Source organism: Pseudomonas oryzihabitans, from assembly GCF_001518815.1.
GTDB lineage: Bacteria > Pseudomonadota > Gammaproteobacteria > Pseudomonadales > Pseudomonadaceae > Chryseomonas > Chryseomonas oryzihabitans_E.
Window position 1 is genome coordinate 927,142 of record NZ_CP013987.1, and the last position, 26,248, is coordinate 953,389.

General features: G+C 62.0%; 20 protein-coding genes. 15 read left to right on the forward strand and 5 right to left on the reverse strand.

Annotated elements, in window-relative coordinates; genetic code table 11:
* Positions 1-128: 128 nt before the first annotated feature.
* Positions 129-2,117, reverse strand: a complete 1,989-nt coding sequence (aceF, locus tag APT59_RS04250; RefSeq protein WP_059313710.1) for a dihydrolipoyllysine-residue acetyltransferase — start codon at positions 2,115-2,117, stop codon at positions 129-131.
* A 28-nt stretch (positions 2,118-2,145) separates the two neighbouring features.
* Positions 2,146-4,788, reverse strand: a complete 2,643-nt coding sequence (aceE, locus tag APT59_RS04255) for a pyruvate dehydrogenase (acetyl-transferring), homodimeric type (RefSeq protein WP_059313711.1) — start codon at positions 4,786-4,788, stop codon at positions 2,146-2,148.
* Between the two features lie 329 nt (positions 4,789-5,117).
* Between aceE and glnE the strand changes: the two genes are divergently transcribed.
* The 12 genes from glnE to APT59_RS22070 all read left to right on the forward strand — a co-directional run bounded on the left by glnE (position 5,118) and on the right by APT59_RS22070 (position 19,964).
* Entirely contained in the window at positions 5,118-8,078 is a 2,961-nt protein-coding gene (gene glnE / locus APT59_RS04260; RefSeq protein WP_059313712.1) for a bifunctional [glutamate--ammonia ligase]-adenylyl-L-tyrosine phosphorylase/[glutamate--ammonia-ligase] adenylyltransferase, read from the forward strand.
* Between the two features lie 113 nt (positions 8,079-8,191).
* On the forward strand, positions 8,192-9,226 hold the full coding sequence (gene waaF / locus APT59_RS04265) for a lipopolysaccharide heptosyltransferase II (RefSeq protein WP_059313713.1): 1,035 nt from the start codon (positions 8,192-8,194) through the stop codon (positions 9,224-9,226).
* Positions 9,227-10,234 carry a lipopolysaccharide heptosyltransferase I gene (gene waaC / locus APT59_RS04270; RefSeq protein ID WP_059313714.1) on the forward strand — a complete coding sequence of 336 codons (1,008 nt, stop codon included), beginning with the start codon at positions 9,227-9,229 and terminating at the stop codon, positions 10,232-10,234. It begins immediately after the preceding gene.
* Positions 10,231-11,349 carry a glycosyltransferase family 4 protein gene (locus tag APT59_RS04275; RefSeq protein ID WP_059313715.1) on the forward strand — a complete coding sequence of 373 codons (1,119 nt, stop codon included), beginning with the start codon at positions 10,231-10,233 and terminating at the stop codon, positions 11,347-11,349. The genes waaC and APT59_RS04275 overlap by 4 nt, the downstream gene beginning before the upstream one ends.
* The gene (rfaP, locus tag APT59_RS04280) at positions 11,346-12,152 is read left to right on the forward strand and encodes a lipopolysaccharide core heptose(I) kinase RfaP (RefSeq protein WP_059313716.1); all 807 of its coding nucleotides are present in this window, start codon (positions 11,346-11,348) and stop codon (positions 12,150-12,152) included. Before APT59_RS04275 ends, rfaP begins: the two co-directional genes overlap by 4 nt.
* Complete coding sequence (locus tag APT59_RS04285) at positions 12,152-12,883, forward strand: lipopolysaccharide kinase InaA family protein (RefSeq protein ID WP_059313717.1); 732 nt, start codon at positions 12,152-12,154, stop codon at positions 12,881-12,883. Before rfaP ends, APT59_RS04285 begins: the two co-directional genes overlap by 1 nt.
* Positions 12,880-13,635 carry a lipopolysaccharide kinase InaA family protein gene (locus APT59_RS04290; protein ID WP_059313718.1) on the forward strand — a complete coding sequence of 252 codons (756 nt, stop codon included), beginning with the start codon at positions 12,880-12,882 and terminating at the stop codon, positions 13,633-13,635. The genes APT59_RS04285 and APT59_RS04290 overlap by 4 nt, the downstream gene beginning before the upstream one ends.
* The gene (locus APT59_RS04295) at positions 13,632-15,053 is read left to right on the forward strand and encodes a phosphotransferase (protein ID WP_059313719.1); all 1,422 of its coding nucleotides are present in this window, start codon (positions 13,632-13,634) and stop codon (positions 15,051-15,053) included. The genes APT59_RS04290 and APT59_RS04295 overlap by 4 nt, the downstream gene beginning before the upstream one ends.
* A 186-nt stretch (positions 15,054-15,239) precedes the next feature.
* Positions 15,240-16,982 (forward strand): carbamoyltransferase, encoded by a 1,743-nt coding sequence (locus APT59_RS04300; protein ID WP_059313720.1) that lies wholly within the window; start codon positions 15,240-15,242, stop codon positions 16,980-16,982.
* Positions 16,979-18,112, forward strand: coding sequence for a glycosyltransferase (locus APT59_RS04305; RefSeq protein ID WP_059313721.1), 1,134 nt, complete (start codon positions 16,979-16,981; stop codon positions 18,110-18,112). Before APT59_RS04300 ends, APT59_RS04305 begins: the two co-directional genes overlap by 4 nt.
* Positions 18,109-19,068, forward strand: coding sequence for a glycosyltransferase family protein (locus APT59_RS04310; protein WP_059313722.1), 960 nt, complete (start codon positions 18,109-18,111; stop codon positions 19,066-19,068). The genes APT59_RS04305 and APT59_RS04310 overlap by 4 nt, the downstream gene beginning before the upstream one ends.
* Positions 19,069-19,076: 8 nt before the next feature.
* Positions 19,077-19,964, forward strand: coding sequence for a glycosyltransferase family 2 protein (locus tag APT59_RS22070; RefSeq protein WP_167348553.1), 888 nt, complete (start codon positions 19,077-19,079; stop codon positions 19,962-19,964).
* On the opposite strand, the gene APT59_RS22075 is transcribed toward APT59_RS22070, so the two are convergent.
* Positions 19,956-20,531, reverse strand: coding sequence for a toluene tolerance protein (locus APT59_RS22075; protein WP_237140568.1), 576 nt, complete (start codon positions 20,529-20,531; stop codon positions 19,956-19,958). The two genes, APT59_RS22070 and APT59_RS22075, sit on opposite strands and share 9 nt — an antisense overlap.
* A gap of 47 nt (positions 20,532-20,578) precedes the next feature.
* Between APT59_RS22075 and APT59_RS22080 the strand changes: the two genes are divergently transcribed.
* Positions 20,579-21,766, forward strand: a complete 1,188-nt coding sequence (locus tag APT59_RS22080) for an O-antigen ligase family protein (RefSeq protein WP_082696283.1) — start codon at positions 20,579-20,581, stop codon at positions 21,764-21,766.
* Here the strand turns inward: APT59_RS22080 and APT59_RS22355 are convergent.
* On the reverse strand, positions 21,732-22,790 hold the full coding sequence (locus tag APT59_RS22355; protein ID WP_156428929.1) for a hypothetical protein: 1,059 nt from the start codon (positions 22,788-22,790) through the stop codon (positions 21,732-21,734). The two genes, APT59_RS22080 and APT59_RS22355, sit on opposite strands and share 35 nt — an antisense overlap.
* The gene (locus APT59_RS22085) at positions 22,791-23,459 is read right to left on the reverse strand and encodes a glycosyltransferase family 25 protein (protein WP_082696284.1); all 669 of its coding nucleotides are present in this window, start codon (positions 23,457-23,459) and stop codon (positions 22,791-22,793) included.
* Positions 23,460-23,627: 168 nt separating this feature from the next.
* Between APT59_RS22085 and msbA the strand changes: the two genes are divergently transcribed.
* Both msbA and APT59_RS04320 read left to right on the forward strand, forming a co-directional pair.
* Positions 23,628-25,361: a lipid A export permease/ATP-binding protein MsbA gene (gene msbA, locus APT59_RS04315; RefSeq protein WP_420480498.1), complete on the forward strand. Its 1,734-nt coding sequence runs from the start codon at positions 23,628-23,630 to the stop codon at positions 25,359-25,361.
* Positions 25,351-26,247 (forward strand): GNAT family N-acetyltransferase, encoded by an 897-nt coding sequence (locus APT59_RS04320; protein ID WP_059313724.1) that lies wholly within the window; start codon positions 25,351-25,353, stop codon positions 26,245-26,247. The genes msbA and APT59_RS04320 overlap by 11 nt, the downstream gene beginning before the upstream one ends.
* Position 26,248: the final 1 nt, after the last annotated feature.

Consider the following 26,248-nt stretch of genomic DNA (forward strand, 5'->3'; position numbering starts at 1 on the left):
TACGGGGCGCTTATCCTACCTTTTTCCTGCATCTTTCGGTTGATCTGACAGCAGAAACCCCGCGAAAGCGGGGTTTCCGATCTACATCAAGGGACGGTAGCGGGATCCCGTTACCGTCCTGTGGCGGCTTACAGCAGCAATCCGCGGATTTCCGCCAGCAGATCGCCCAGACGCTTGGTGAAGCGCGCTGCGGCGGCCCCGTTGATCACGCGGTGATCATAGGACAGCGACAGCGGCAGCATCAGGCGTGGCTGGAAGGCCTTGCCGTCCCAGACCGGCTGCATGCTGGCCTTGGACACGCCGAGGATCGCCACTTCCGGGGCATTGACGATCGGCGTGAAGCCGGTGCCGCCGATGTGACCCAGGCTGGAGATGGTGAAGCAGGCGCCCTGCATGTCGTCGCCGCTGAGCTTCTTGGTCCGCGCCTTTTCCGCCAGCTGGGCGGCTTCGGCAGCGAGTTGCAGGAGGCTCTTCTGGTCGACGTTGCGGATGACCGGGACCAGCAGGCCGTCCGGGGTGTCCACGGCGAAGCCGATATGCACGTACTTCTTGCGGATTACCGCCTTGCCGCTGGGGGCCAGGGAGGCGTTGAAGTCCGGCAGTTCCTTGAGCACATGGGCACAGGCCTTGAGCAGGAACGGCAGGATGGTCAGCTTGACGCCGGCCTTTTCCGCGACGGCTTTCTGGCCGACCCGGAAGGCTTCCAGATCGGTCACGTCGGACTGGTCGAACTGGGTCACGTGGGGCACGTTCAGCCAGCTGCGATGCAGGTTGTTGGCACCGACCTGCATGAGGCGCGTCATCGGCACCTCTTCGATCTCGCCGAACTTGCTGAAGTCCACGGTGGGGATCGGCGGGATGCCGGCACCACCGGTGGCACCTGCAGCCGCGGCCGGAGCCGCCTTGCTCTTCTGCAGCTGATCCTTGACGTAGGCCTGGACGTCTTCCTTGAGGATGCGACCCTTGGGACCGGTCGGGGTCACCTCGCCCAGGTCGACGCCGAACTCGCGGGCGACCATGCGCACGGCTGGACCGGCATGGACCTTCTTGCCCTTGCCCGCAGCGGGTGCGCTGGCGGGTGCGGCGGCCTTGGCCGGAGCCTCGGCTTTCTTCTCGGCAGACGGCGCGCTGGCAGCGGTGTTGCCGGCAGCCGGCTTGGCCGCCTGCTTGGGCGCGGCGCCAGCCACCTTCAGGGTCAGGATCAGATCGCCGGTCTTGGCCTGGTCATTGACCTTGATGGCGACGCTTTCCACCACGCCCGCCTTGGGCGCCGGGATTTCCATGCTGGCCTTGTCGGACTCCAGCACGATCAGCGACTGCTCGGCCTTGACTTGGTCACCGGCCTTGACCAGCACCTCGATGACATTGGCACTGCCAGTGGAGCCGATGTCGGGGACCTTGATCTCCTCGACCGACTCACCGGCCGGCTCGGCGGCGGCTTCCTCGTGCAGCTCGGGCTCGGCGGCTTCCTTGGCGGGCGTGTCGCTGGCCTTGGATTCGACGCTCTTGCTCGGCTTGGCATTGGCGGCGCCCTTGAGCACCAGGATCAGATCGCCGGTGCCGACTTCGTCGCCGACCTTGACGGAAATGCTCTCCACCACGCCAGCGGCGGGGGAGGGGATTTCCATGCTGGCCTTGTCGGATTCCAGGGTGATCAGCGTCTGCTCGGCGGCGATGGTGTCGCCGGGCTTGACCGCCACCTCGATGATGCTGGCCTTGCCGCTGGAGCCGATGTCGGGGACATGGATCTCCTGGGCCTCGCCTTCGCCGGCGGACGCCGAAGCGTCCTCGTCGCCGGCCGGCGTCGGGGTTTCGCTTTCCTCGACCTGGGTCTGCTTGGACTCGGCCTTGGGCTCGGCGGCGGGCTCGCTGCCAGAGGCGGCGTCCTCGCCTTCCAGGTCGATCAGCAGATCACCGGTCTTGAGGGTATCGCCGACCTTGATGTGCAGGGCGGCGATCTTGCCGGCCTTGGGGGCCGGGATCTCCATGCTGGCCTTGTCGGACTCCAGCACCACCAGGCTCTGTTCGGCCTCGACGGTATCGCCGACCTTTACCAGCAGCTCGATGACTTCGCCGTCGCCACTGCCGATGTCGGGTACGCGGATGGTCTCGCTCACAGTTGTTTCCTCTTATCCGTGTGCCGCATCAGCAATCCAGGGGATTGCGCTTCTCGGTGTCGATGCCGAACTTGGTGATGGCGTCAGCCACGACCTTGCGTTCGAGCTTGCCTTGGTTGGCCAGCGCCTGCAGAGCGGCGACGGCGACCCAGCGGCGGTCGACCTCGAAGTGATCACGCAGCTTCTTGCGGCTGTCGCTGCGACCGAAGCCGTCGGTACCCAGCACCTGGAATTCGGTGGGGACCCACTGGCGGATCTGGTCGGCGAACAGCTTCATGTAGTCGGTGGACGCGATGACCGGGCCCTGGCGCTCGCCCAGGCACTGCTCGACGTAGGTCAGGCGGCGCTCTTCCAGCGGGTGCAGGCGGTTCCAGCGATCCACGGCCAGGCCTTCACGGCGCAGTTCGTTGAAGCTGGTGACGCTCCAGATATCGGCGCCGACGCCCATCTCGCGCAGCAGGCTCGCGGCAGCGCGGACCTCGTTGAGGATGGTGCCCGAGCCCAGCAGCTGGACGCGGTGCTTGAAGTCGCCCTGCTCTTCTTCCAGCAGGTACATGCCCTTGATGATGCCGTCTTCGACACCCTGCGGCATGGCCGGCTGCTGGTAGTTCTCGTTCATCACGGTGATGTAGTAGAAGACGCTCTGCTGCAGTTCCATCATCTGATGGATGCCTTCGCGCATGATCACCGCCAGCTCGTAGGCGTAGGTGGGATCGTAGCTGCGGCAGTTGGGGATGGTGCCGGCCAGGATGTGGCTGTGGCCGTCCTCGTGCTGCAGGCCTTCACCGTTGAGGGTGGTACGCCCGGAGGTGCCGCCCAGCAGGAAGCCACGGGTCTGGGCATCGCCTGCCGCCCAGGCCAGGTCGCCGATCCGCTGGAAGCCGAACATCGAATAGAAGATGTAGACCGGCAGCATGGGCTGGTTGTAGTTGCTGTAGGCGGTACCGGCGGCGATGAAGGAGGACATGGCGCCGGCCTCGTTGAGGCCTTCCTGGAGGATCTGGCCGTCCTTCTCTTCGCGGTAGTACATCACCTGGTCGCGGTCGACCGGCTCATAGAGCTGGCCGTGGGGCGAGTAGATGCCCAGCTGGCGGAACATGCCTTCCATGCCGAAGGTACGGGCCTCGTCGGCGAGGATGGGCACGATGCGCTTGCCCAGGTCCTTGTCCTTGACCAGTTGCGACAGGATGCGGCCGAAGGCCATGGTGGTGGAGATCTCGCGATCGCCGGAACCGTCCAGTACCGCCTTCAGGGTTTCCAGGGGCGGGGTGGGGATGCTGAGGCTGCGGGCGCGACGCTGGGGCAGGTGACCGCCCAGGGATTCGCGGCGACCCATCAGGTATTTCATCTCGGCGCTGTCGTCGGCCGGACGATAGAAGGGCAGCTCGCTGAGCTGGGAGTCGTTCAGCGGGATGTCGAAGCGATCGCGGAATTTCTTCAGCGACTCCACATCGACCTTCTTGGTGTTGTGCGCGGTGTTCTTGGCTTCGCCCGCACCGGTGCCGTAACCCTTGATGGTCTTGGCTAGGATGACGGTGGGCTGGCCCTTGTGGTTGACCGCCTGGTGGTAGGCCGCATAGACCTTGTAGGGGTCGTGACCGCCACGGTTGAGCTTCCAGATCTCGTCGTCGGACAGGTCCTCGACCATCTTGAGCAGCTCGGGATTGGCGCCGAAGAAGTGCTTGCGCACATAGGCGCCGTCCTTGGCCTTGTAGTTCTGGTATTCACCATCGACCACGGCGTCCATGCGTTGCTGCATGCGACCTTCGGTGTCGCGGGCGAACAGCGGATCCCACATGCGGCCCCAGAGGACCTTGGTGACGTTCCAGTCGGCGCCACGGAAGATGCCTTCCAGTTCCTGGACGATCTTGCCGTTGCCACGTACCGGGCCGTCGAGGCGCTGCAGGTTGCAGTTGATGACGAAGATCAGGTTGTCGAGGTTCTCGCGGCCGGCCAGGGAGATGGCGCCCAGGGTTTCCGGCTCGTCGCACTCGCCGTCACCGATGAAGCACCAGACCTTCTGCTTGCCTGCGGGGATGTAGCCGCGGTTCTCCAGGTACTTCATGAAGCGGGCCTGGTAGATGGCGGTGATCGGACCCAGACCCATGGAGACGGTCGGGAACTGCCAGAAGTCGGGCATCAGATGTGGGTGCGGGTAGCTCGACAGGCCCTTGCCGTCCACTTCCTGACGGAAGTTGTTCATCTGGTCTTCGGAGAGGCGGCCTTCCAGGAAGGCACGGGCGTAGACGCCGGGGGAGGCATGGCCCTGGTAGTAGATCAGGTCGCCGCCGTGCTCTTCGTTGGGCGCCTTCCAGAAATAGTTGAAGCCGATGTCATAGAGGGTGGCGCTGGAAGCGAAGGTGGAGATGTGGCCACCCAGATCCGGATCCTTGAGGTTGGCACGCATGACCATCGCCAGGGCGTTCCAGCGAACCAGGGAGCGGATACGCCGCTCCATGAACAGGTCGCCCGGCATATGGGCTTCCTTGGTCACTGGAATGGTGTTGCGATAGGGGGTATTGATGGAGTAGGGCAGCTGGGTACCACTGCGGGTAGCCAGTTCGCCCATGCGGGTCATCAGATAATGAACACGCTCCTCGCCTTCGTGGTCGAGGACGGACTCAAGGGCGTCCAGCCATTCCTGGGTTTCGACGGGATCGAGATCTTGCATGGCTTGCTCCAGGGCGGAAAGGCTTCCAAAATCGGTCGCCTCAGGGTCGCCGCCGGCCTCTTGGGGGCAGCGAAAATTCTTGGATTTATGACCGGACGGTTCCGATCGGCGTGTAGTTTTACTACAAATTCAAATCCGTTTCAGCTCCGAGCTGTAATGCGATAAAAAACAATTCGACGTTTGTCGAACGCGCTGCTCAAGGGCTCGCGAACTCCGAACCACGGACGTGATAACGGTTCCCGCTCGGACCAGGTGGTCCGTCGGAATGTCCCTGGTAGGGGGTTCGTGGCAGGGCGGTGGGGTTCGACCGTCCCTGCGCAGGACTGCCCATGATACCCCTCCTTCGTCCCGATCTGCCTCCGACTCTCGTCGCATGTGCCGAGCTCGCCGACCGGCGTCTGGCCGACGCCCTGGTCGAGGCGCCCGCGGCGGCGGCCCGCCAGGCGAACTGGTCCGCAGAGCGGCGCGCCGACTGGCGGCGGGTCGCCGCCCTCAGCGATTTCGTCGTCGAGCAGTTCTGCCGCCTGCCGGAACCGTGCCTGGCGCTGGTCGACAGCGGTGACCTGGATAAAGCGCTGGCGGCGGGGGAGATGGCGCAACGGCTGCGCGAGGTGCTCGTCGATTGCCCGGACGAAGCCGAGCTGGGTCGCCGGCTGCGGCGCTTTCGCATGCTGCAGCAGGTACGCATCGTCTGGCGCGACCTGACCCGCCAGGCCGATCTGGTGGAGACCTGCCGCGACCTCAGCGAGCTGGCCGATGCCTGCATCGACCAGGCCTGCGCCTGGTTGTACGCCCAGCAGTGCGCCCAGTTCGGCGTGCCGACCGGGCGCTACAGCGGTGAGCCGCAGCAGCTGGTGGTGCTGGGCATGGGCAAGCTGGGCGCGGGCGAGCTGAACCTGTCTTCCGACATCGACCTGATCTTCGCCTACGGCGAGGGAGGGGAGACCCGCGGCGCACGGCGCGAGCAGGACAACCAGGAATTCTTCACCCGGCTCGGGCAGCGGCTGATCAAGGCGCTGGACGCCACCACCGTGGAAGGCTTCGTCTTTCGCGTGGACATGCGCTTGCGGCCCTATGGCAGCGCCGGCGCCCTGGTGCTGAGCTTTGCCGCCATGGAGCTCTATTACCAGGACCAGGGCCGCGACTGGGAGCGCTACGCCATGATCAAGGCGCGGGTGGTCGGTGGCGACCAGGCCAGCGGTGCCGAGCTGCTGACCCTGCTACGACCCTTCGTCTACCGGCGCTACCTGGACTTCTCCGCCATCGAGGCCCTGCGCAGCATGAAGCAGCTGATCCGCCAGGAGGTGCGGCGGCGCGGCATGACCGACAACGTCAAGCTGGGGGCGGGCGGCATCCGCGAGGTGGAATTCATCGCCCAGGCCTACCAGCTGATCCACGGCGGTCGCGATCCGGCGCTGCAGCAGCGGCCGCTGCTCCAGGTGCTGACCAGCCTGCGTGAGCGGGACTATCTACCGGCGGCGGCCGAAGCCGAGCTCCGCGAGGGCTACTGCTTCCTGCGCTATGTCGAGCATGGGCTGCAGGCCATCGCCGACCAGCAGACCCAGACCCTGCCGGTGGATCCCCAGGGGCGGGCACGGGTGGCCTTCCTGATGGGTCATGCCGACTGGGATGAATTCAGCGCGGCGCTCGACGGCTGGCGCAGCCGCATCGACTGGCACTTCCAGCAGACCATCGCCGATCCCGAGGAGGAGACCCAGAGCGCCGAGCTGGAGGACAGCTGGTTGCCGTTGTGGGAAGACCTGCTCGATCCCGAAGAGAGTGTGGCGCGACTGCGCGAGGCGGGCTTCCAGGGGCCGGAGCAGGCGCTGGAATTGCTGGCCAACCTGCGTACCAGCGGCCAGGTGCGCGCCATGCAGCGCGCCGGTCGCGAACGCCTGGATGCCTTCATGCCGCGGCTGCTGGATGCCGTCAGCGCCGACGAGCAGCCCGACCGCGCCCTGGAGCGGGTGCTGCCGCTAGTGGAGGCGGTGGCGCGGCGGTCCGCCTATCTGGTCCTGCTCAGCGAGAATCCGCCGGCCCTGGCGCGGCTGCTGGAACTCTGCGGCGCCAGTGCCTGGGTGGCCGAGCAGATCGCCCGCTATCCGGCGCTGCTCGACGAATTGCTCAACGAGGGGCGGCTCTATCATCCGCCGCAGAAGCCCGAGCTGGCCGCCGAATTGCGTGAGCGCCTGATGCGCCTGCCCGAAGAGGACCTGGAGCAGCAGATGGACGTGCTGCGCCATTTCAAGCGCGCCCACAGCCTGCGGGTGGCGGCGGCGGAGATCGCCGGCAGCCTGCCGCTGATGAAGGTCAGCGACTATCTCACCTGGCTCGCCGAAGTGATCCTCGAAGAGGTGTTCGGGCTGGCCTGGCGCCAGTTGGTGCAGCGCCATGGCACGCCGCTGCGGCGCGACGGTTCGCCCTGCCAGCCGGATTTCATCATCGTCGGCTACGGCAAGGTCGGCGGCATCGAACTCGGCCATGGCTCGGACCTTGATCTGGTGTTCATCCACGACGCCGATCCCCTGGCCGAGACCGACGGCGCCAAGCCCATGGATGGCGCCCAGTTCTTCAACCGCCTGGGCCAGCGGATCATCCACCTGCTCACCACCACCACCCCGGTGGGCACCCTCTACGAGGTGGACATGCGGCTGCGGCCATCCGGCGCGGCGGGGTTGCTGGTCAGCTCGCTGGAGGCCTTCGAGCGCTATCAGCGCAGCGAGGCCTGGACCTGGGAACACCAGGCGCTGGTGCGAGCCCGGGTGGTGGCGGGCTGTGCGCACCTGGGCGAGCGCTTCGACGAGGTACGGGCACGAATACTCGGGCAGCAGCGAGAGCTGGCGGGGCTGCAGGCGGACGTGGCCGGGATGCGCGAGAAGATGCTCGACAACCTGGGCACCGCGGTGACCGCCGGCGGACTGGGGCCGAACGCGCGCCGGCCGGAGCAGCTGTTCGACCTCAAGCAGGATGCCGGCGGTATCGTCGATATCGAATTTATGGTCCAATACGCCGTTCTGGCCTGGTCGTGGCAGCATCCCGAATTGCTGCGTTTTCCCGACAACATCCGCATCCTGGAGTCCCTCGAGGCGGCTGGTCTGTTACCGGCCACGGACGCCATCGTCCTGCGCGAAGTCTACAAGACCTACCGCGCCGCGCTGCACCGCCTGGTCTTGCAGAAGCAGCCTGGCAAGGTGCCGGCCGACGGCTTTCTCGCCGAGCGCGACGAAGTGCGGCGCATCTGGCATGGCCTGGGGCTGGACATGGCCTCTGGCAATCCGGCCACCTTTTAGGCCGCCATCAGTAAGGAGAGGCAAGATGTCGATGTCCGTGCGCGACCTTTCGATCAGGCATGGCCTGACGGAGCGGGAGTCGGCCACCCGCTAGGTGCCGATCACCTTCCAGCATGAATATTCTGATCATCGGACCCAGTTGGGTCGGCGACATGGTGATGGCGCAGACCCTCTTCGTCTGCCTCAAGCGCCAGCATCCCGACTGCCAGATCGACGTACTCGCCCCCGAGTGGAGTCGCCCGCTGCTCGAGCGCATGCCCGAGGTGCGCGCGGCCCTGAGTTTTCCGCTCGGCCATGGCGCCTTCGAGCTGGCCACGCGTCGGCGCATCGGCCAGGAGCTGCGCGGTCGCTATGACCAGGCGATCCTCCTGCCCAATTCGCTGAAGTCGGCGCTGGTGCCCTATTTCGCCGGCATCCCCCAGCGCACCGGTTGGCGCGGCGAGATGAGATTCGGCCTGCTCAACGACATCCGCACCCTGGACAAGGCCCGCTATCCGCTGATGATCGAGCGCTTCATGGCGCTGGCTTACCCACCGGGCGCCGAGTTGCCCAAGCCCTATCCCGAGCCGCGCCTGGTCATCGACCCGACCAGCCGCGACGCCGCCCTGGAGCGCTTCGGCCTGACTCTGGACCGGCCGGTGCTGGCGCTCTGCCCGGGCGCCGAGTTCGGCGAGGCCAAACGCTGGCCGGCCGAGCACTACGCTGCCGTGGCCGATGCCCGCCTGCGCCAGGGCTGGCAGGTCTGGTTGTTCGGTTCGCAGAAGGATGCCCCGGGTGGCGAGGAGATCCGCGAATGGGTCACCCCCGGCTTCGAAGAGGATGTCTACAACCTCGCCGGGCGCACCTCCCTGGCCGAGGCCATCGACCTGCTCTCCTGCGCCAGTGCGGTGATCAGCAACGATTCCGGCCTGATGCACGTGGCTGCTGCCCTGGATCGCCCGCTGGTAGCGGTCTATGGCTCCACCTCTCCGGGCTTCACGCCGCCGCTGGCCAGCCAGGTCGAAGTGGTGCGCCTGGGTCTGGAATGCAGCCCCTGTTTCGACCGCACCTGCCGCTTTGGCCATTACGACTGCCTGCGCCTGTTGCAGCCGAGTCTGGTGCAGGAGGCCCTCGGCCGCCTGGTCGCCGATCCGGTCGAGGTGGGCTAGATGCGCGTGCTACTGATCAAGACCTCGTCCCTGGGCGATGTCATCCATACCCTGCCGGCGCTGACCGATGCGGCCCGGGCCATCCCAGGCATCTGCTTCGACTGGGTGGTGGAAGAGGGCTTCGCCGAGATTCCCGCCTGGCACCCGGCCGTGAGCCAGGTGATTCCGGTAGCCCTGCGCCGCTGGCGCAAGCAGCCCTTTTCCGCCTGGGCCAGTGGCGAGTGGGGCGAATTCAAGAATCGGGTGCGCGAGCAGCGCTATGACCGGGTGATCGATGCCCAGGGCCTGCTCAAGAGTGCCTGGCTGACCCGTTACGCCGAGGCACCGGTCGCCGGTCTCGACCGCAATTCCGCGCGCGAGCCGCTGGCCAGCCGCTTCTATGACGAGCGCTACCACGTCGCCAAGGGGCAACACGCCCTGGAGCGCATCCGCCAGCTGTTCGCCCAGGCGCTGGACTATCCGCTGCCGACGGGCGTGGGCGACTACGGTCTGGACCGGCAACGCCTGGCCGGTCCCAACGAGACGCCCTATGTGGTGTTCCTCCACGGCACCACCTGGGTCAGCAAGCACTGGCCCGAGGCCCACTGGCGCGAGCTGGCCGAGCGCATGAGCCAGCTGGACTGGCCGGTGCGACTGCTGTGGGGCAACGAAATGGAACATGCCCGTGCCGAGCGCATCGCCGATGGGCTCGACGGCGTCCAGGTGCTGCCGCGGCTGAATCTGGCGGGCGTGGCCAAGGTGCTGGCCGGTGCCCGTGCCTGCGTGGCGGTGGATACCGGTCTCGGCCATCTGGCGGCCGCCCTGGACGTGCCTACCGTCTCGCTCTATGGCCCGACCAGTCCGAAGAAGGTCGGTGCCTATGGCCGTTCCCAGGTGCATCTGAGCGCAGTGGGCCTGGACGGCACCGACGAGCCGCGTGACCAGCCCGCGGCCAGTCTCGCCGCCCTGACCCCGGAACGGGTCGAACTGGAACTGGAAACCCTGCTGTTGGAAGACCTCCCCGCATGACCCTGGCTTTCGTGCTCTACAAGTACTTTCCCTTTGGCGGCCTGCAGCGGGACTTTCTGCGCATCGCCCAGGAGTGTCAGCGCCGTGGCCACGCCATTCGCGTCTATACGCTGATCTGGGAAGGTCCGGTGCCGGAAGGCTTCGACGTGCGGGTGGCCCGGGTCAGCGCCCTGTTCAATCATCGCCGCAACGAGAAATTCCACGCCTGGCTGCAGGCGGACCTGGCCCGCGATCCGGTGGACCGGGTGATCGGCTTCAACAAGATGCCAGGGCTGGACGTCTATTACGCCGCCGACCCCTGCTTCGAGGACAAGGCCCAGACCTTGCGCAATCCGCTGTATCGCCAGTGGGGCCGCTATCGCCACTTCGCCGAGTACGAAAGGGCGGTGTTCGCCCCCGAATCGCCGACCGAGATCCTGATGATCTCCGAGGTGCAGCAGCCGCTCTTCGTCAAGCACTACGGGACCCCGGCAAAGCGTTTCCATCTCTTGCCGCCGGGCATCGCCGCCGACCGGCGAGCGCCGGCCAATGCCGCCGAGATCCGCGCCGACTTCCGCCGTGAATTCGAGCTGGAGGAGGGCGAGCTGCTGCTGGTACAGATCGGCTCCGGCTTCAAGACCAAAGGCCTGGATCGCAGCCTGCGGGCCCTGGCGTCCCTGCCCAAGGAACTGCGCCGCCGCACCCGGTTGTTCGCCATCGGCCAGGACGATCCCAAGCCCTTCCTGCTCCAGGCCAAGGCCCTGGGCGTGAGCGACCGGGTCGAGATCCTCAAGGGCCGCAGCGACATTCCACGCTTCCTGCTGGGCGCGGATCTGCTGATCCACCCGGCCTACAACGAGAACACCGGCACCGTGCTCTTGGAGGCGCTGGTCGCCGGGCTGCCGGTGCTGGTCACCGACGTCTGCGGCTATGCGCATTACATCGACGAGGCCCGCGCTGGCGCGGTGGTGCCGTCGCCCTTCGCCCAGGAGACCCTGGACCGGATGCTCGCCGAACTGCTGGCCGACCCCGAGCGCCGCGCGGTGCAGGGCCGCAATGGCCTGGCCTTCGCCGACAGCGCCGATCTCTATTCGCTGCCCGAACGTGCTGCCGACGTCATCCTGGGGGCGGCATGACCCTGGAATTGCATGAACCCTTCGCCAGCCTCTGGGCCGGCCAGGATCCCTTCGTCGCCGTGGAAGCCTTGCAGGGCCAGGTCTATCGCGAGCTGGACGGGCGCCGTACCCTGCGCACCGAGGTGGCCGGACGGGGTTATTTCGTCAAGATCCACCGCGGCATCGGCTGGGGCGAGATCGCCAAGAATCTGCTGCAGGCCAAGCAGCCAGTGCTGGGCGCGCGTCAGGAATGGCAGGCCATCGAGCGCCTGCACCAGGTCGGCGTGCCGACCATGACCGCCGTGGCCTTCGGCGAGCGCGGTGCCAATCCGGCGACCCAGCATTCCTTCATCATCACCGAAGAGCTGGCGCCTACCGTCAGCCTCGAAGACTTCAGTCTCGACTGGGTCCGCCAGCCGCCCGAACCGGGGCTCAAGCGGGCGCTGATCGCCGAGGTGGCGCGCATGACCGGCACCATGCACCGCGCCGGCGTCAATCATCGTGACTGCTATATCTGCCATTTCCTGCTCGACACCGCCCAGCCGGTCACGGTGGCCAACCTGCGACTATGGCTGATCGACCTGCACCGTGCCCAGTGCCGCACCCAGGTGCCCCGGCGCTGGCGCGACAAGGACCTGGCCGGGCTGTATTTCTCCGCCTTGGGCATCGGCCTGACGCGGCGCGACTTTCTGCGCTTTCTGCGTGGTTACTTCCAGCGGCCGCTACGCGAGGTCCTGCGCGACGAGGCGCCCCTGCTGGCCCGTCTCGAACGCAAGGCCGCCGCGCTGCTGGAACGCAAGGAACGCTATGGGGATCGGCTCTGATGGCTGACTGGCGGATCGATTCCAGCGTCGCCCACCTGCCCGAATTCGCGACCCTCGAAGCGGTGTTCGCCCTCAGCGGCGAGCGCCTGACCAGCGATCCGCTATCGGAAGTGGTGCGCATCGAGCGCGACGGCATCCGCTACTACGTCAAGCGCTACCACGGCGCCGGCAAGGGGCTGCGCCGCTATGTGGGGCGGCCGCGGGTCAAGGCCGAATGGCAGAATCTCAAGCGCTTCGCCAAATGGGGCATCGCCACCGCACCGGTGGTGGCCTGGGGCATGGAGCGCTCGCCACGGGGCTTCGCCCGGGGCGCCATGATCACCCGCGAGATTCCCAACACCCTGGATCTGGCCGAGCTCGCACGGCGCGAAGATCCACGGCTGCGCGACCGGGTCTGGGTGGACAACGTCAGTCGCCAGCTGGCCGCGGCGACCCGCACCCTGCACGACCACCATTTCGTCCACAACGATCTCAAGTGGCGCAATCTGCTGGTGGATGGCCAAGGCGTGCTCTATCTCATCGATTGCCCGGCCGGCGCCTTCTGGGTCGGCCACTGGCTGCGCTGGCGCATCGTCAAGGACCTGGCCTGCCTGGATAAGGTGGCCAAGTACCAGCTGTCGCGCACCCAACGCCTCAGGTTCTATCTGCAATACCGTGGCCGCGCGCGCCTCAGCGACAACGACAAGGGGCGCATCCGCGAGGTGCTGGACTATTTCAAGGGGCGGGAATGAACGAGGTATGGGCGGCCGAGGACAAGGCCGTGCTGGCCGGCCAGGGCCTGGACAGCTTCGAGGCGCTATGGGCTCTGGAGCTGGCCGCGGTGGACGAGCCCAATCGCGGCCGTGGCGGCTTCAGCCAGGTGTTTCGCCTGGATGTGGCTGGGCACGGCTACTACCTCAAGCGCCAGCGCGATTACCTGACCCGCACCCTGGCCCGTCCCCTGGGCGAACCGACCTTTGCTCGCGAGAGCCGCAACATCCGCCGCTACGCCGCGCGCGGCATCCCCGCGCTGGAGCTGGCCTACTACGGCGAGCGCCGCGATGAGCAAGGATGGCGCGCCATCCTGGTGACCCGTGCGCTGGACGAATGGCGCGACCTCGACAGCTGGCTGCGCCTCTGGCCGCACCTGGCCCCGGACGAGCGCCAGGCGGTGCTGGTCGCCGTGGGTGACCTGGCCCGGCGCCTGCACGGTGCTGGCCAGGTGCATGGCTGCTTCTATCCCAAGCACCTCTTCTTGCAACGCCAGGGCGAAGGCCTGGTCGCGCGGCTGATCGATCTGGAAAAGACCCGCCCGCTGCTGTTCGGCCGGCGTGATCGCCTGCGCGATCTCGAACCTCTGCTGCGCCGTGCGCCCGAGTGGAGCGAGCAGGACGTCGCGCGACTCCTGGCCAGCTACCTGCAACAACCCCAGGACAGCGCCGCGGTGCGTGACTGGAGTCGCCGCCTGGCGGGTCGGCGGCGTCACAAGGAGCGCAAGGCATGACCCTGGAACAGCTGGCCAAGGCCGGCCGTGCGCCGACGCTGCCACTGAGGATCGAGCTGCCCGGCGGTGAGCTGGAGCTGCTGTCGCTGCTGCGGGTGCTGCCCGGCCAGCGCTATGTCGGCGAGGCGCGTTGGCAGGGGCGGCGGGTGCTGGCCAAGCTGCTGGTGGGCGAGCGCGCCGCCCGGCAATTCGCCCGGGAGCGCGAGGGCTGTCGTCTGCTGGCCGCCGCCGGGGCGCCGACCCCAGCGCTGCTCGACAGCGGCGAGGCGAGCGGGCAGGGCGCCTGGCTGCTGTTCGACTTCATCGAGGCGGCGCCCAGTGTCGAGCACCTCTGGCAGCGGATCGCTGGCGAGCCGCCCCTGTCTCCCGCGCAGAACGACCTGCTCGGCATGGCCCTCGCCACCCTGGCGCGGTTGCACGCCCAGGGCCTCTGGCAGGCCGATCTGCATCTCGACAACCTGCTGGTCAAGGATGGCGCGGCACTGGTCATAGACGCGGCGGACATTCAGGCCGAAACGGTCGGCCAGCCGCTGTCCCAGGCGCGCGTGCAGGAGAACCTGGCGGTGTTTTTCGCCCAGCTGCCTGCCACCCTGGATGCTCAGCTGGAAGAGCTGCTGATCAATTATCTGCTGGTCAACGCCGAGCACGCCTTGCGTCTGGAGGCCTTGCTGGCGCGGACCGCCGAGATCCGTCGCTGGCGCCTGACCGATTACCTCAAGAAGAGCGGCCGGGAATGCACCCTGTTCGCCGTCACCCGTAGCGCCTTTGGGCTGATCGCCGTGCGGCGCACCTGGCTTAGCCGCCTGGAAGGCCTGCTGACCGATCCCGATGCGGCCCTGGCCGGGCTGCCGACCTTCAAGGACGGCGGCGCCGCCACCGTGGCCCGGCTGCCCTGGCAGGGTCAGGACCTGGTGCTCAAGAGATACAACATCAAGGGCTTCGGCCACTGGCTGACGCGTTTCTGGCGACCGAGCCGGGCCTGGCACAGCTGGCGCGAAGGGCATCGGCTGCTGTTTCTCGGCATTCCCACGCCGGAACCCCTGGCCGTGCGCGAGCGACGCTTCCTCGGCCTGCGCGGTCGCGCCTACCTGGTGACGCCCTTCGTCGACGGGCCCAATCTGCTGGAGCGCTTCGCGCCCTATGTGGATTCCGCACCGCCGGCGGCCGAGCTGGACGCCCTGCTGGCGCTGGTCGAGGCCCTGCGCCGCGAGCGCCTCGGTCATGGCGACTTCAAGGGCACCAACCTGATCTGGCACGGCGGCCGCTGGCTGGTGATCGACCTCGACGCCCTGCAGGCCCATGACAGCGACCGGGCCTACGCTGGTGCCTATGCCCGCGATCGTGCCCGGTTGCTGCGCAACTGGCCGGCTGACAGTGCCCTGCATCGCCTGCTCGACGAGCGCCTGCCGCCGGCCTGAGCGGCGTACCGTCATCTGTACCGGGGCTGAATCGCCGTGCGCTAAGCCCCGGTCCGGCGTGCGGCCATTACCCGTGGCCTGCCTGAACGGCTATAATTCGCCGTTTTTGAGGCGAGGCGGGCCTGCAGCGGCCTCGCGAAACCCCGGCGAACTCCCCTGGCTTCGCCCTGTACAGAGGCTTTACCTGTGTCCCTGACCGTCCTTGGCCTGTCCGGCGCCCTCAGCCACGATCCCTCCGCCGCGCTCTACATCGACGGCAAGCTGATCGCCGCGGTGGAAGAAGAACGCTTCGTGCGCGACAAGCATGCCAAGAATCGCATGCCCTACGAGTCGGCCAAGTTCTGCCTGGAGCAGGCCGGGATCACCCCCGCCGATGTCGACGTGGTGGCCATCCCCTATGCGCCCATCAGCCTCTTCGGTGAAGCCCGTTGGCACTACGCCAAGCGCTACGCCTATGCCCCGGATCGTGCCCTGGACGCCATCCTGTTCGGCAATCGCCGCTACCACCGCTACCAGAAGCGCATCGAGTGGTGCCTGGTGCAACTGGGCTTCGACCTGAATAAGGTCAAGCTGGAGGCCGTCGAGCACCACCTGGCCCACGCGTCCAGTGCCTATCACTGCTCGGGTTTCAGCGAGAAGACCGCCATCCTCGGCATCGACGGCAAGGGCGAGTACGCCACAACCTTCTTCGGCTACGGCGAGAACGGCAAGATCCACAAGATCAAGGAGTTCTACGATCCGGACTCCCTGGGCGGCCTCTATGGCGCCCTCACCGAATTCCTCGGCTTCGAGATGCTCGACGGCGAATTCAAGGTCATGGGCATGGCGCCCTATGGCGACGCCAGCAAGTACGATTTCTCGCGCCTGGCGAAATTCGAGAACGGCGAGCTGATCATCAACACCGACTACGCCAACGTCATCGGCTTCCGTCGCTACAAGGAAAAGGGCAAGGGCTACTACTTCTCGCCCAAGCTCATCGAGTGGCTGGGGCCCAAGCGCGAAGGTGACATCGCCGACGATCCCTACATCCACTACGCCGCCAGCATGCAGGCGCTGTTCGAACGCCTGGCGCTGGAGATGATGGACTACTACCTGGGCGACATCATCCGCGAAACCGGCAAGATCGCCTTTGCCGGCGGCTGCGCGCTCAACGTCAAGCTCAACCAGAAGATCATCGCCCGTCCCGAGGTCAAGGAACTATTCGTCCAGCCCGCTTCGGGCGATGCCGGTACCGCCGTTGGCGCCGCTGCCTACGTCTCCCATGCCCGTGGCGTGCCGGTGGAAAAGATGGAGCACGTCTATCTCGGCCCTGGCTACAGCAACGAAGACGTCATCGCCGCCTGCGCCCGTCACCCCAAGGCGCCCAAGTGGGAGCGGATCGAGAACATGCCCCAGCGCATCGCCGAGATCATGGTGGCCGGCAATCCGGTGGCCTGGTTCCAGGGGCGCCTGGAGTTCGGGCCGCGTGCCCTCGGCGGTCGCTCCATCATCGGTTGCCCCAGCGTGCCGGGCGTGGCCGACCGCATCAACGCCCAGATCAAGTTCCGCGAGCGCTGGCGCCCGTTCTGCCCGTCCATGCTCGATACCGTGGCGCCGCAGATGCTCAAGGTCGATCACCCTTCGCCCTTCATGACCTTTACCTTCGAGGTCAACGAGGAGTGGAAGAACCGGGTGCCCGAGGTGGTCCACGAAGACGGTACCTCCCGCGCCCAGGTGCTGGAGCGCCGCCATAATCCGCGCTGGTACGACCTCATGGTCGAGCTAGAAAAGCTCACCGGCAACGGCGTATCCCTTAATACCTCGCTCAACCGCCGCGGCGAACCCATGGTCTGCTCGCCTACCGACGCCCTGAACATGTTCTTCGGCTCGGATCTGCAGTACCTGATCATGGAAGATGTCCTGGTGATCAAGGAGGGGGCCGGCCTATGACGCGTTCCGCCGAACCGCGAGTGCTGCAGTTCTGTCATGGCTACGACGGTCCCTTTCTCGACTGCGCCCGCCAGACCGCCAGCCTCTTCGCGGGCAGCGGCTATCGCGTCACCACGGTCTTTCTCACCGGCACCGCCGATGCCGAGGTGGCCGCCGGCTGCGGCAGCGACGAAGTGCTGTTCCTAGAGTATTCCTCACGCGACGTGCGTGGCCTCAAGCTTGGCGCCATCCAGGCGCTGCGCGAGATCGTTCGCTCGCGGGGCATCCGCTTCGTCATCGCCCATCGCTTCAAGCCGATCTGGATCGCCTGCCTGGCCACCAATCTGCCGGTGATCGGCGTCCACCACGCCTTTGGCGACTACGACCGAGTCGGTCGCCGGCTGTTCGCCAAGCTGATGAGCAAGCGCCTGACGCTCCTGGCAGTCTCCGATGCGGTGCGCGACGAGATCCGCCAGCGCCTCAAGGACTGGCCGGCCGAGCGTATCGAGACCCTCTACAACCGCCTGGATGTCGAGGCGGTGGAGCGTGAGCTGTTGCCGGCCGATCAGGCACGCGCCGAGCTCAAGCTGCCCCAGGAGGCCTGGATCGTCGGTAACGTCGGCCGCCTGCACCCGGACAAGGACCAGGCCACGCTGCTGCGCGGCTTCGCCGCTGCCCTGCCGACCCTTCCGGCCAACGCCCTGCTGGCCATTCTCGGCAAGGGCCGCCTGGAAGACGACCTCAAGGACCTCGCTCGCGAACTGGCCATTGCCGACCGGGTGGTCTTCCTGGGTCAGGTGGAAGGCGCACGGCGGTATTTCAAGGCCTTCGATGTCTTCGCCCTGAGCTCCGATCACGAGCCCTTCGGCATGGTCCTGCTGGAAGCCATGGCCGCCGGCGTGCCGCTGATCGCCACCTCCTGCGGTGGCGCCCGCGAGATCGTCGAAGGCGTCGGCTTCCTCTTCCCCCTGGGGGACGCCGAAGCCCTCGGTCAGGGCCTGCAGCATCTGGGTCGGCTGGCGCCGAGCCAGCGACGTGCCTGCGTGCAGCACATGCGCGAACGCCTGGCCGAGCGCTTCTCCGATGAGGCCGTGCGCCGCGACTTCTGGCGTTTGCCCATGGTCGCCGCCTTCAAGGCCCCGGCGCCGTGAAAGTCCTGTTCCTGGTCCAGAAGGAGCAACGCATCCTGCTGGACCACTTCTATGCCAGCATCGCCGCCCAGTGCGATTGCGACCTGCGCTGGCTGAGCGACGAGGAACAGGCCGATCTGCGCGGCTATTTCCGCCGTGCCGTGCCCCGGCCCGAGCAATACGATCGCATCCTGCTGTTTCTCAGATTCAAGAAACAGCTCAAGCAGGTCTCGTTCATCCGCAGCCTGCCCAATCTGGTGGAGCTGGAGCACGACGCCTACCAGAATTTCATTCCCTGCAAGTACACCGGCAAATTCAGCCGCTACTACCAGGCCATGCCCCACGCGCGCGTGCTGGTCTCCGGCGCCGGCGTGGCGCGCCGATTGCGGGAGGAGGGAGTGGATGCCGTCTTCGTGCCCAAGGGCTACGACGACAGCCGCCTGCGCGACCTCGGGCTCGAACGTGACATCGAACTGGGCTTCGTCGGCAGCCTGGGCAGCGTGGCCTACAGCGGGCGCAAGCAGCTGCTGGAAGATTTGGCCAAGGTCGAGCCGTTACTGATCACCAAGACCCGCTCGGGCGACGAATACCTGCAGACGCTCAATCGCATCCGCTTCTTTGTCGGCGCCGATGTCGGCATGGGCGAATACATGATTAAGAACTTCGAGGCCATGGCCTGCGGCTGCGTGCTCTTCACCTTTGATCAGGGCGAAGAGGAGAATCGCGCGCTGGGGTTCGAGGATGGCGTCAACGTGGTGCTCTATCGCTCGCTGGACGAGTTGCGTGAAAAACTCGCAGGGCTGCGCAGGGATCCGCTGTCTGCAGTACGTATTGCTAAATGTGGAAAAAAGTTAGCAGTGGAAAAATTCTCGTTTTTTGCAATAGGCGAAACGGTAGCCCAGCATTTAAGGCCAAGGCTGCGCGTGAAGCATATGGAAAAGCGTTCCATGCTAAGAAGATGGTTAAAGTTATGTTGAGCTCAAAAATGCTAAACGCTGATGTGAAGGATGTTCCTTTGATAAGCGTTGTCATGCCTTGCTATAACCACATTGCTTATGTTGAGCAGGCCATCACTAGTGTGCTTAGGCAGGATCATGAGAGTTTTGAGTTAATTGTGGTCGATGACTGTTCAGTCGATGGCTCTTATGAGTTGCTGGAAGGCTTAAGCGCGCAACATGGCTTTAGACTTCTTAGGTTGGAATCGAATCAGGGCGTCTGCGCCGCGATGAACCGAGGCTTAGCGATTGCACGCGGCAAGTTTATTGCAACAATGGATTCTGATGATGTGATGCTGCCAGGTCGGTTGAGCTTGCAATCAGCTTATCTTGAGAAAAACAGCCAGGTTGGTTTGGTTGGCGGTAAGGTTGTTTATATAGATAGAAATGGCTCTGAAATAAAGCGAGAAAAGATAGATGCTTCTGGCAGAGCGCATGTGTTAACAATTAAAGAAATACTGAGTGAGGCCTTTGCAGTCGGAGGGCCTGTGTCCATGTATAGGCTTGACATTCTGAATGGGCAAGATCCTTACGACGATAGTCTGCGAGTTCAGGACTTTCAAATGACTTTGAAAGTTGCAGCCTCTGGAAAAGAAGTTCATGTTTTACCATCTTGGATAACTGCCTATCGTCGGCACGGTACCAACATATCAAGAACACAGTATCGGCGACAGTTCGAAGACGATATGCATGCTATAGCTCCGTTTAATGGCTTGGCTGAGTATCAGCTTGCCCGTCGGGCTATTATAAATAAGGCGCTGAAGCATGCCGTAAAGGACTCTAAGATTTACGCTGTAAAACTTTTTTTTATGTTGCCTTTTTCAATGTGGAACAGTGTGACACTTAAAAGATTGCTTCGCTTTTTTCTTTCATGGTAAATCTACTTTTAGAAGTCCGTTCCTTTTTAAATGGCTTTTGAAGTGCTCGGAGTTTCTTTTTCTTTGGTTTGAATTTAAAGGCTTTCCAAAAAAACGCATGTCAGCGATGTCGATCAGGCCAAACCTTCCATCGGGTGTGATAATGATATTGCCAAGGTGGAGGGATCTAAAATATATGCCCTTCTCATGGAGAGTGTTGATAAATCTTTTGATGGCGCTGTTTTTTCTTTTGAGCTTGAGAGGGTCTTCAAGATAAATCTCTTGAAGCGTTTTTCCCGCTAAAGGAAAATACTCCACTGCAGTGAGCGAGTGCTTTATTATCTTTATGTGTCTTATTGGTATAATGCTTGGGATGCCAAGTTTTTTGAGCTTTTCAGCGTTATTTATGAATCTTAAGGAGTATGGTTTCCACAGTGCTGAACTTAAAAGTCTTTTTCTTCTAAAAAGCTTTATGATGGTTTTTTCTTGTGTTAATAGGACTTTGGGGCCGCTAGCATCTGCCTCTAGTAATGTTGAATTCTTTAATATGGTCTCTAAAGACGAGATGTCTATTGATTCCGAAAGCATAGATCTCTCCAGTCAATTTTGGTGATTTTAACTGTGGTGCCAACTTTATGCAACGTGCGTTGATGTGTGAGCTTTGGTCTCGCTATAGGTGTCTGTTCTTTAGTGCTGGTATTGCTTGGTTTGTTATAGGGATGGGGCTGGTTCCTCGCAATAAAAATTATCAGCAGCTTTATTTGGTTTTAGTTGTTCTGCCTTTTTTTATTGATATTCTTTTAGGGCAGGTGGTAGTTGCCTTTTTCACTAGTCGGAAGGTGCTCTATTTTTTTGCGATTTTTGCATTGGTTGTTTTCCCGGCTTTTTATACGGGGGGCTTGCATCAAGGTTGGCAAACGTTAAAAAGAACTATCTTTATATTGGCCTTTCTGTATGGTTTTTTTGTGCTTGGCGGTAAAGAGTTTTCTTATATTAGAAGAGTGGTTTTGCTAGCGTATTGGGTGGGTGGAGTTATCGCCCTGGTCTCAATTTTGAATTTTTATTTTATAGAAAATAACTCTTTTTATAGCCGGCTTTTGGGATTGGGTGTCCTGGATGATCCTATTATGGGGGCTTATGCAGTCTCCGTAATGCTTATAGGCGGCTGGTGCCTAAGCGATTACAGTCTAACTATTCCTAGGGCAGTACTCTTTTATTGTTCTGGGTTTTCGATGTTTTGCTATGTAACGATGACGCAAAGTCGAGGCGCTTTCTTTGCTCTCTTAATTGTTTTTTTCATGCGATTTCTTTTCCGTTTTGGTCGAAAGGAGCGGTTAGCTAGTTGCGTTTTTGGGATACTTTTTGTACTGGTGATTGCGCTATTTTATCCTTTCATTATAGAGAGGGGGGTTTCGTTTCGTCCTGACATAGCGGCTCAAGCACTCAGCATGATAGGGGATCATCCATGGTTCGGTATTGGTGGTGATTATAAGATATATGTTCCCAGGCTGGGCATGGAGTTTGCGCATGCCCATAATATGCTTCTTCATATAGCTATTGTCTGCGGGTTAATTGTTCTGGTTGTTTGGTTGGCTGTGTGGGTTAATATTTTCAAGGTAGCCTGGTGCTTTAGGAGGGAAAGTTTTGCCGGTTACGTCTTGGCTGTGTGGTTGTATAGTACTATTGCCATGCAATTCGATGGGGCTCGCTTTATAGATACGCCTCGGCCAGAGTGGCTAATTAGCTGGTGGGTAGCAGGCTTGTACCTTTCGTTACTGGCTAATATTTCTAAAAGTCGGTCGAGCTGTCCAGATAGTCGCTAATCTCTTTAGAGTGCTGTACTCCTATGGATAGGCGGAAGGCAGGTGTCTTGAGTATTGTCAGTACCTGTTTCCTGTTTAGCTGATTTTTTTCGCTAGCATTTTTTAGAGCCGTTTCCCACCAGGCAAATTTACAGGCTCTTTCGAATTCATTCTGATAGTGATAGCACCCGTTCATGAGTTCTAGCGCAAGTTGCCTTTGCTGCCTTGGAATAAGCAAAGATTTTGCTTTATTGAAGAGCCGCTTGGGAGCAGGTGGTTTGGGTGGTCTGGTATTTATTAAGAGCATGTCGTTGAATGCAGCCTCAGACAGCGGTGATTCTCCATGTTTTTGATACCAGGCCACAATTTTTGCTCTGACTAAATTTTTTCTGCTCCAATAATGTTTTATTATGTCCGTGCACGTGTTTACTGAGAGATTTTTGGCGTGTGAAGTTACAGCTAAAGCAAACTCTTCCAGGTTGTAGGATGCTGAAGCTTTACTATGATATTTATCCATTAAAGCAATGCTTTTTTCTAAAACCACTTTATTTTCTTTAGTCAGGCCAATCACGCCGGAATTTAGTCGATACATGTTATCAGGGGCAAGTCCCAGTTTTTGTAGGTGATGTGCAAGGCTTTTATATGTGTAGTCATCTTTGTTTTCCCCGAATTTATGCTGTAGTTCATTGCATAGCAGCGATTCTTTTGAAACGCGTTCAAAAAGGCTCATGGGGGTGCGATGAAAAAATGTATCGCTATCAATAAGTATACATTGCTCGCTGTTCTCTAACTCCGATAGCAGGCAGGCATGCTTGGCTCTAAAAATATAGTCAATAGGACCTTTCCATTCCAGAAGGGTTTTTTGACTTATATGTCTAACACTAACCGGCAGTGCTCGATAAAAACTGGCTTGGTCGGTGTGGACTACAAATTCGATTTCTTCTCTTTTGTCTCCAAGTAATTTTATTGCTGATGCGAGGCTATAGAGAGATTCTATGTGGTAGGACTCTTTGCCAGTTGTGAGATAAATTATTTTTCTTTTCACTTAAAGGTCTATCCTAAAAATTGATTTATCAATGTTCTTTAGGGCTTCAATGTATTGCTTTCGATTATTTTTTTTCCAGAACTTAACTTCAGCTTCTGTTTTATAATTGCTAGGGTTGATATCGCTTGATATTTTTCCGCCGCCTTGTTGCTCGCAAAGCATCGGGAAGACGCAATATGCTCGAAGATTCTTCGAGTAGAAATTGTCAATGGCTTTGCCTTCAAAAGGTTTGTCTGCCACAATTCTGCAGGCTTCCCTGGATAAAATGTAAGCATGTGCCCCTTGGCCTCGGCATCTTGCAATATTTAGAGTCCAGGTAAGCCAGAGCTTGCCGAGTATTATGCCTAGGTAGAAAATTTGCGGCTGCTTTTCTTTTAGCGTTTTGTTGATAGCTTTGATTTGATGAGTGCTGAATTGTTTGAGCGTAGCATCGTCCTCAAGGATTAGGACATTCTTATAGTTTCTTTCGAGCGCTATTTGGGCGCAGCGGCGATGGGATTCATAGCATCCTTGTTCTGGATTCGAATGTGCAACTGCCTTTATGAATTCAATTTTTATTCCTGACTGCGAAAATTCCTTTTCTAGAAGTTTTTTTCTGTCAGTTCGCTTTTCTAGATTGATGCATAAACAGCCGTCTATAGAAAGTCCCGAAAGCGATTTGGTTTTCATTAATATCCCGCATCTGAAGTTGGCGTAAGTTTTGCTTCATGATACAATAGCTACTATTTGTTTGCTAACTGAGAGAGGCTTGGCGTGAATTCTGATCGGGAAAAGGTTCAGGCATCTAGCTTACGGCTATATTTCCGCCTGCTCGGCTACGTGCGGCCCTACATCGGCATGTTCGCCCTGAGTATCGTCGGCTTTCTGATCTTCGCCTCTACCCAGCCGATGCTGGCCGGCATCCTCAAGTACTTCGTCGATGGCCTGAACAATCCCAACGCCTCCATGTTCCCGGGCTGGCCCATTGTCGGTGGCCTGCACCTGGTACAAGCGGTGCCGCTGATGATCATCCTGATCGCCGCCTGGCAGGGCGTGGGTTCCTTTCTCGGCAACTATTTTTTGGCACGGGTTTCACTGGGGCTGGTGCACGACCTGCGGGTAGCGCTGTTCAACCACATGCTGCGTCTGCCCAATCGTTACTTCGATGAGAACAATTCGGGTCACCTGATCTCGCGCATCACCTTCAACGTCACCATGGTCACCGGTGCGGCCACAGATGCCATCAAGGTGGTGATCCGCGAGGGCATGACCGTGATCTTCCTGTTCGCATCCCTGCTGTGGATGAACTGGAAGCTGACCCTGGTGATGGTCGCCATCCTGCCGCTGATCGCCCTGATGGTGACCAGCGCCAGTCGCAAGTTCCGCAAGCAGAGCAGCAAGATCCAGTCGGCCATGGGTGACGTCACCCACATCACCTCTGAGGCCATCCAGGGCTATCGGGTGGTGCGCAGCTTTGGCGGCGAGACCTACGAGCAGCAGCGCTTCCTCGATTCCAGCATGGCCAACACCGACAAGCAGCTGACCATGACCAAGACCGGCGCGGTCTATACGCCCATGCTGCAGCTGGTGATCTACTCGGCCATGGCGGTGCTGATGTTCCTGGTGCTCTGGCTGCGCGGCGAAGCCTCTGCCGGTGACCTAGTCGCCTACATCACCATGGCCGGCCTCTTGCCCAAGCCGATCCGCCAGCTCTCCGAGGTCAGTTCCACCATCCAGCGCGGCGTGGCCGGTGCGGAAAGCATCTTCGAACAGCTCGACGAGCCCGCCGAGCGTGACGATGGCCGCGAAGAGCGCGAGCGCGTCCAGGGTCGCCTTGAAGTACGCAACCTGACCTTCCGTTACCCGGGCACCGACAAGCCCGTACTGGAAGGGATCGACTTCGCCGCCGAGCCTGGGCAGATGGTGGCCCTGGTGGGCCGCTCGGGCAGTGGCAAGTCGACCCTTGCCAATCTCATTCCGCGCTTCTATCAGCATGAAGAGGGCGAGATCCTCCTCGACGGCCTGGAGATCCAGGACTATCGACTGAACAACCTGCGCCGGCACATTGCCCTGGTGACCCAGCATGTCACCCTGTTCAACGACAGCGTCACCAACAACATTGCCTATGGCGACCTGGCCGGGGCGCCCATGGACCAGGTCAAGGCGGCAGCCGAGGCGGCCTATGCCGACGAATTCATCCAGCGCCTGCCGCAGCAGTACGACACCCAGGTCGGCGAGAACGGCGTGCTGCTCTCCGGCGGTCAGCGTCAGCGGCTGGCCATTGCCCGGGCGCTGCTGAAGAACGCGCCGCTGCTGATCCTCGACGAGGCCACCTCGGCGCTGGATACCGAATCCGAGCGTCACATCCAGGCGGCGCTGGACCGGGTCATGCAGGGCCGCACCACCCTGGTGATCGCCCACCGCCTCTCGACCATCGAGAAGGCCGACCTGATTCTGGTCATGGACAACGGCCGCATCGTCGAGCGCGGTAGCCACCACGAGCTGTTGGCGCTCAATGGCTACTACGCGCGCCTGCACGCCAAGCAATTCGAGGAAGTCGCCCCTGCGGCGCCCGCGTCCCATGCTGAATAGATTCCGTTTCTGGCGCGAACGCGGCTGGACGACGATTTCCGCCGCCGACTACGCCGCCACCTGGCAGCGCCATGGCGGCAGTGTCGCGACTCACCCCGAGATCATCGCGCGCCTGGCCGAGCTGGCCGGGATTCCAGTGCGTTACCTGGGCTGGCCCGGCGAGGATGGCTGGCAGGCCGCGGTGCCCTGTTGGGGGCGCGAACTGGCGCTCTCGCGCACCGTGCTGAAGAAACGCCGCCAGCGCGCCCTGTTCGACCTGGGCAACGCCGAGATCATCCTGCCTGCCGCTGCGGGCGCTGCTGCCCCCCTGCGCCAGCGCGCCCGCTACCTGTCGCCGCTGTGCGCCGAGCGCTTCGCCGGTCTGCGGCGGCAGAGCGAAGAGCTGGCCATGCTCCGCGAGCCGGAAGCCTGGTCGAAGAAGTTCCGTTACAACCAGCGCCGCGAGCAGCGGCTCTTTGAAGATGCTGGCGGCCGCGCCATACCCATGGCCGAACTGGATAGCACCGAGCAGGCGCGGATCTATGCAGAGCTGTTCGAGGCGCGCTGGGGCTTCGAGGTGCCGGGCAAGGAGCGCCTGGCCGAGGTGTTCGCCCTGCTGCGCGAATTCATGACCGGTTCGCTGCTGATGCTCGGCGAGCGCCCCGTGGCCATCCAGGTGCTCTATCGGGTGGAAGCGCCTGAATGGATCAGCGTCGAGTACGTCAACGGCGGTGTCGACCCCGCTTCCAGCGACCTGAGTCCCGGTAGCGTCCTCACCTATCTGAACACCCAGGCCGCCTGGCAGGATGCCCGGGCCCTGGGCAAGGCGCTACGCTACTCCTTCGGCCGTGCCGACCGCGATTACAAGGATCGCTGGTGCCACCGCGTTACCGTCTTCGAGAGCTGAG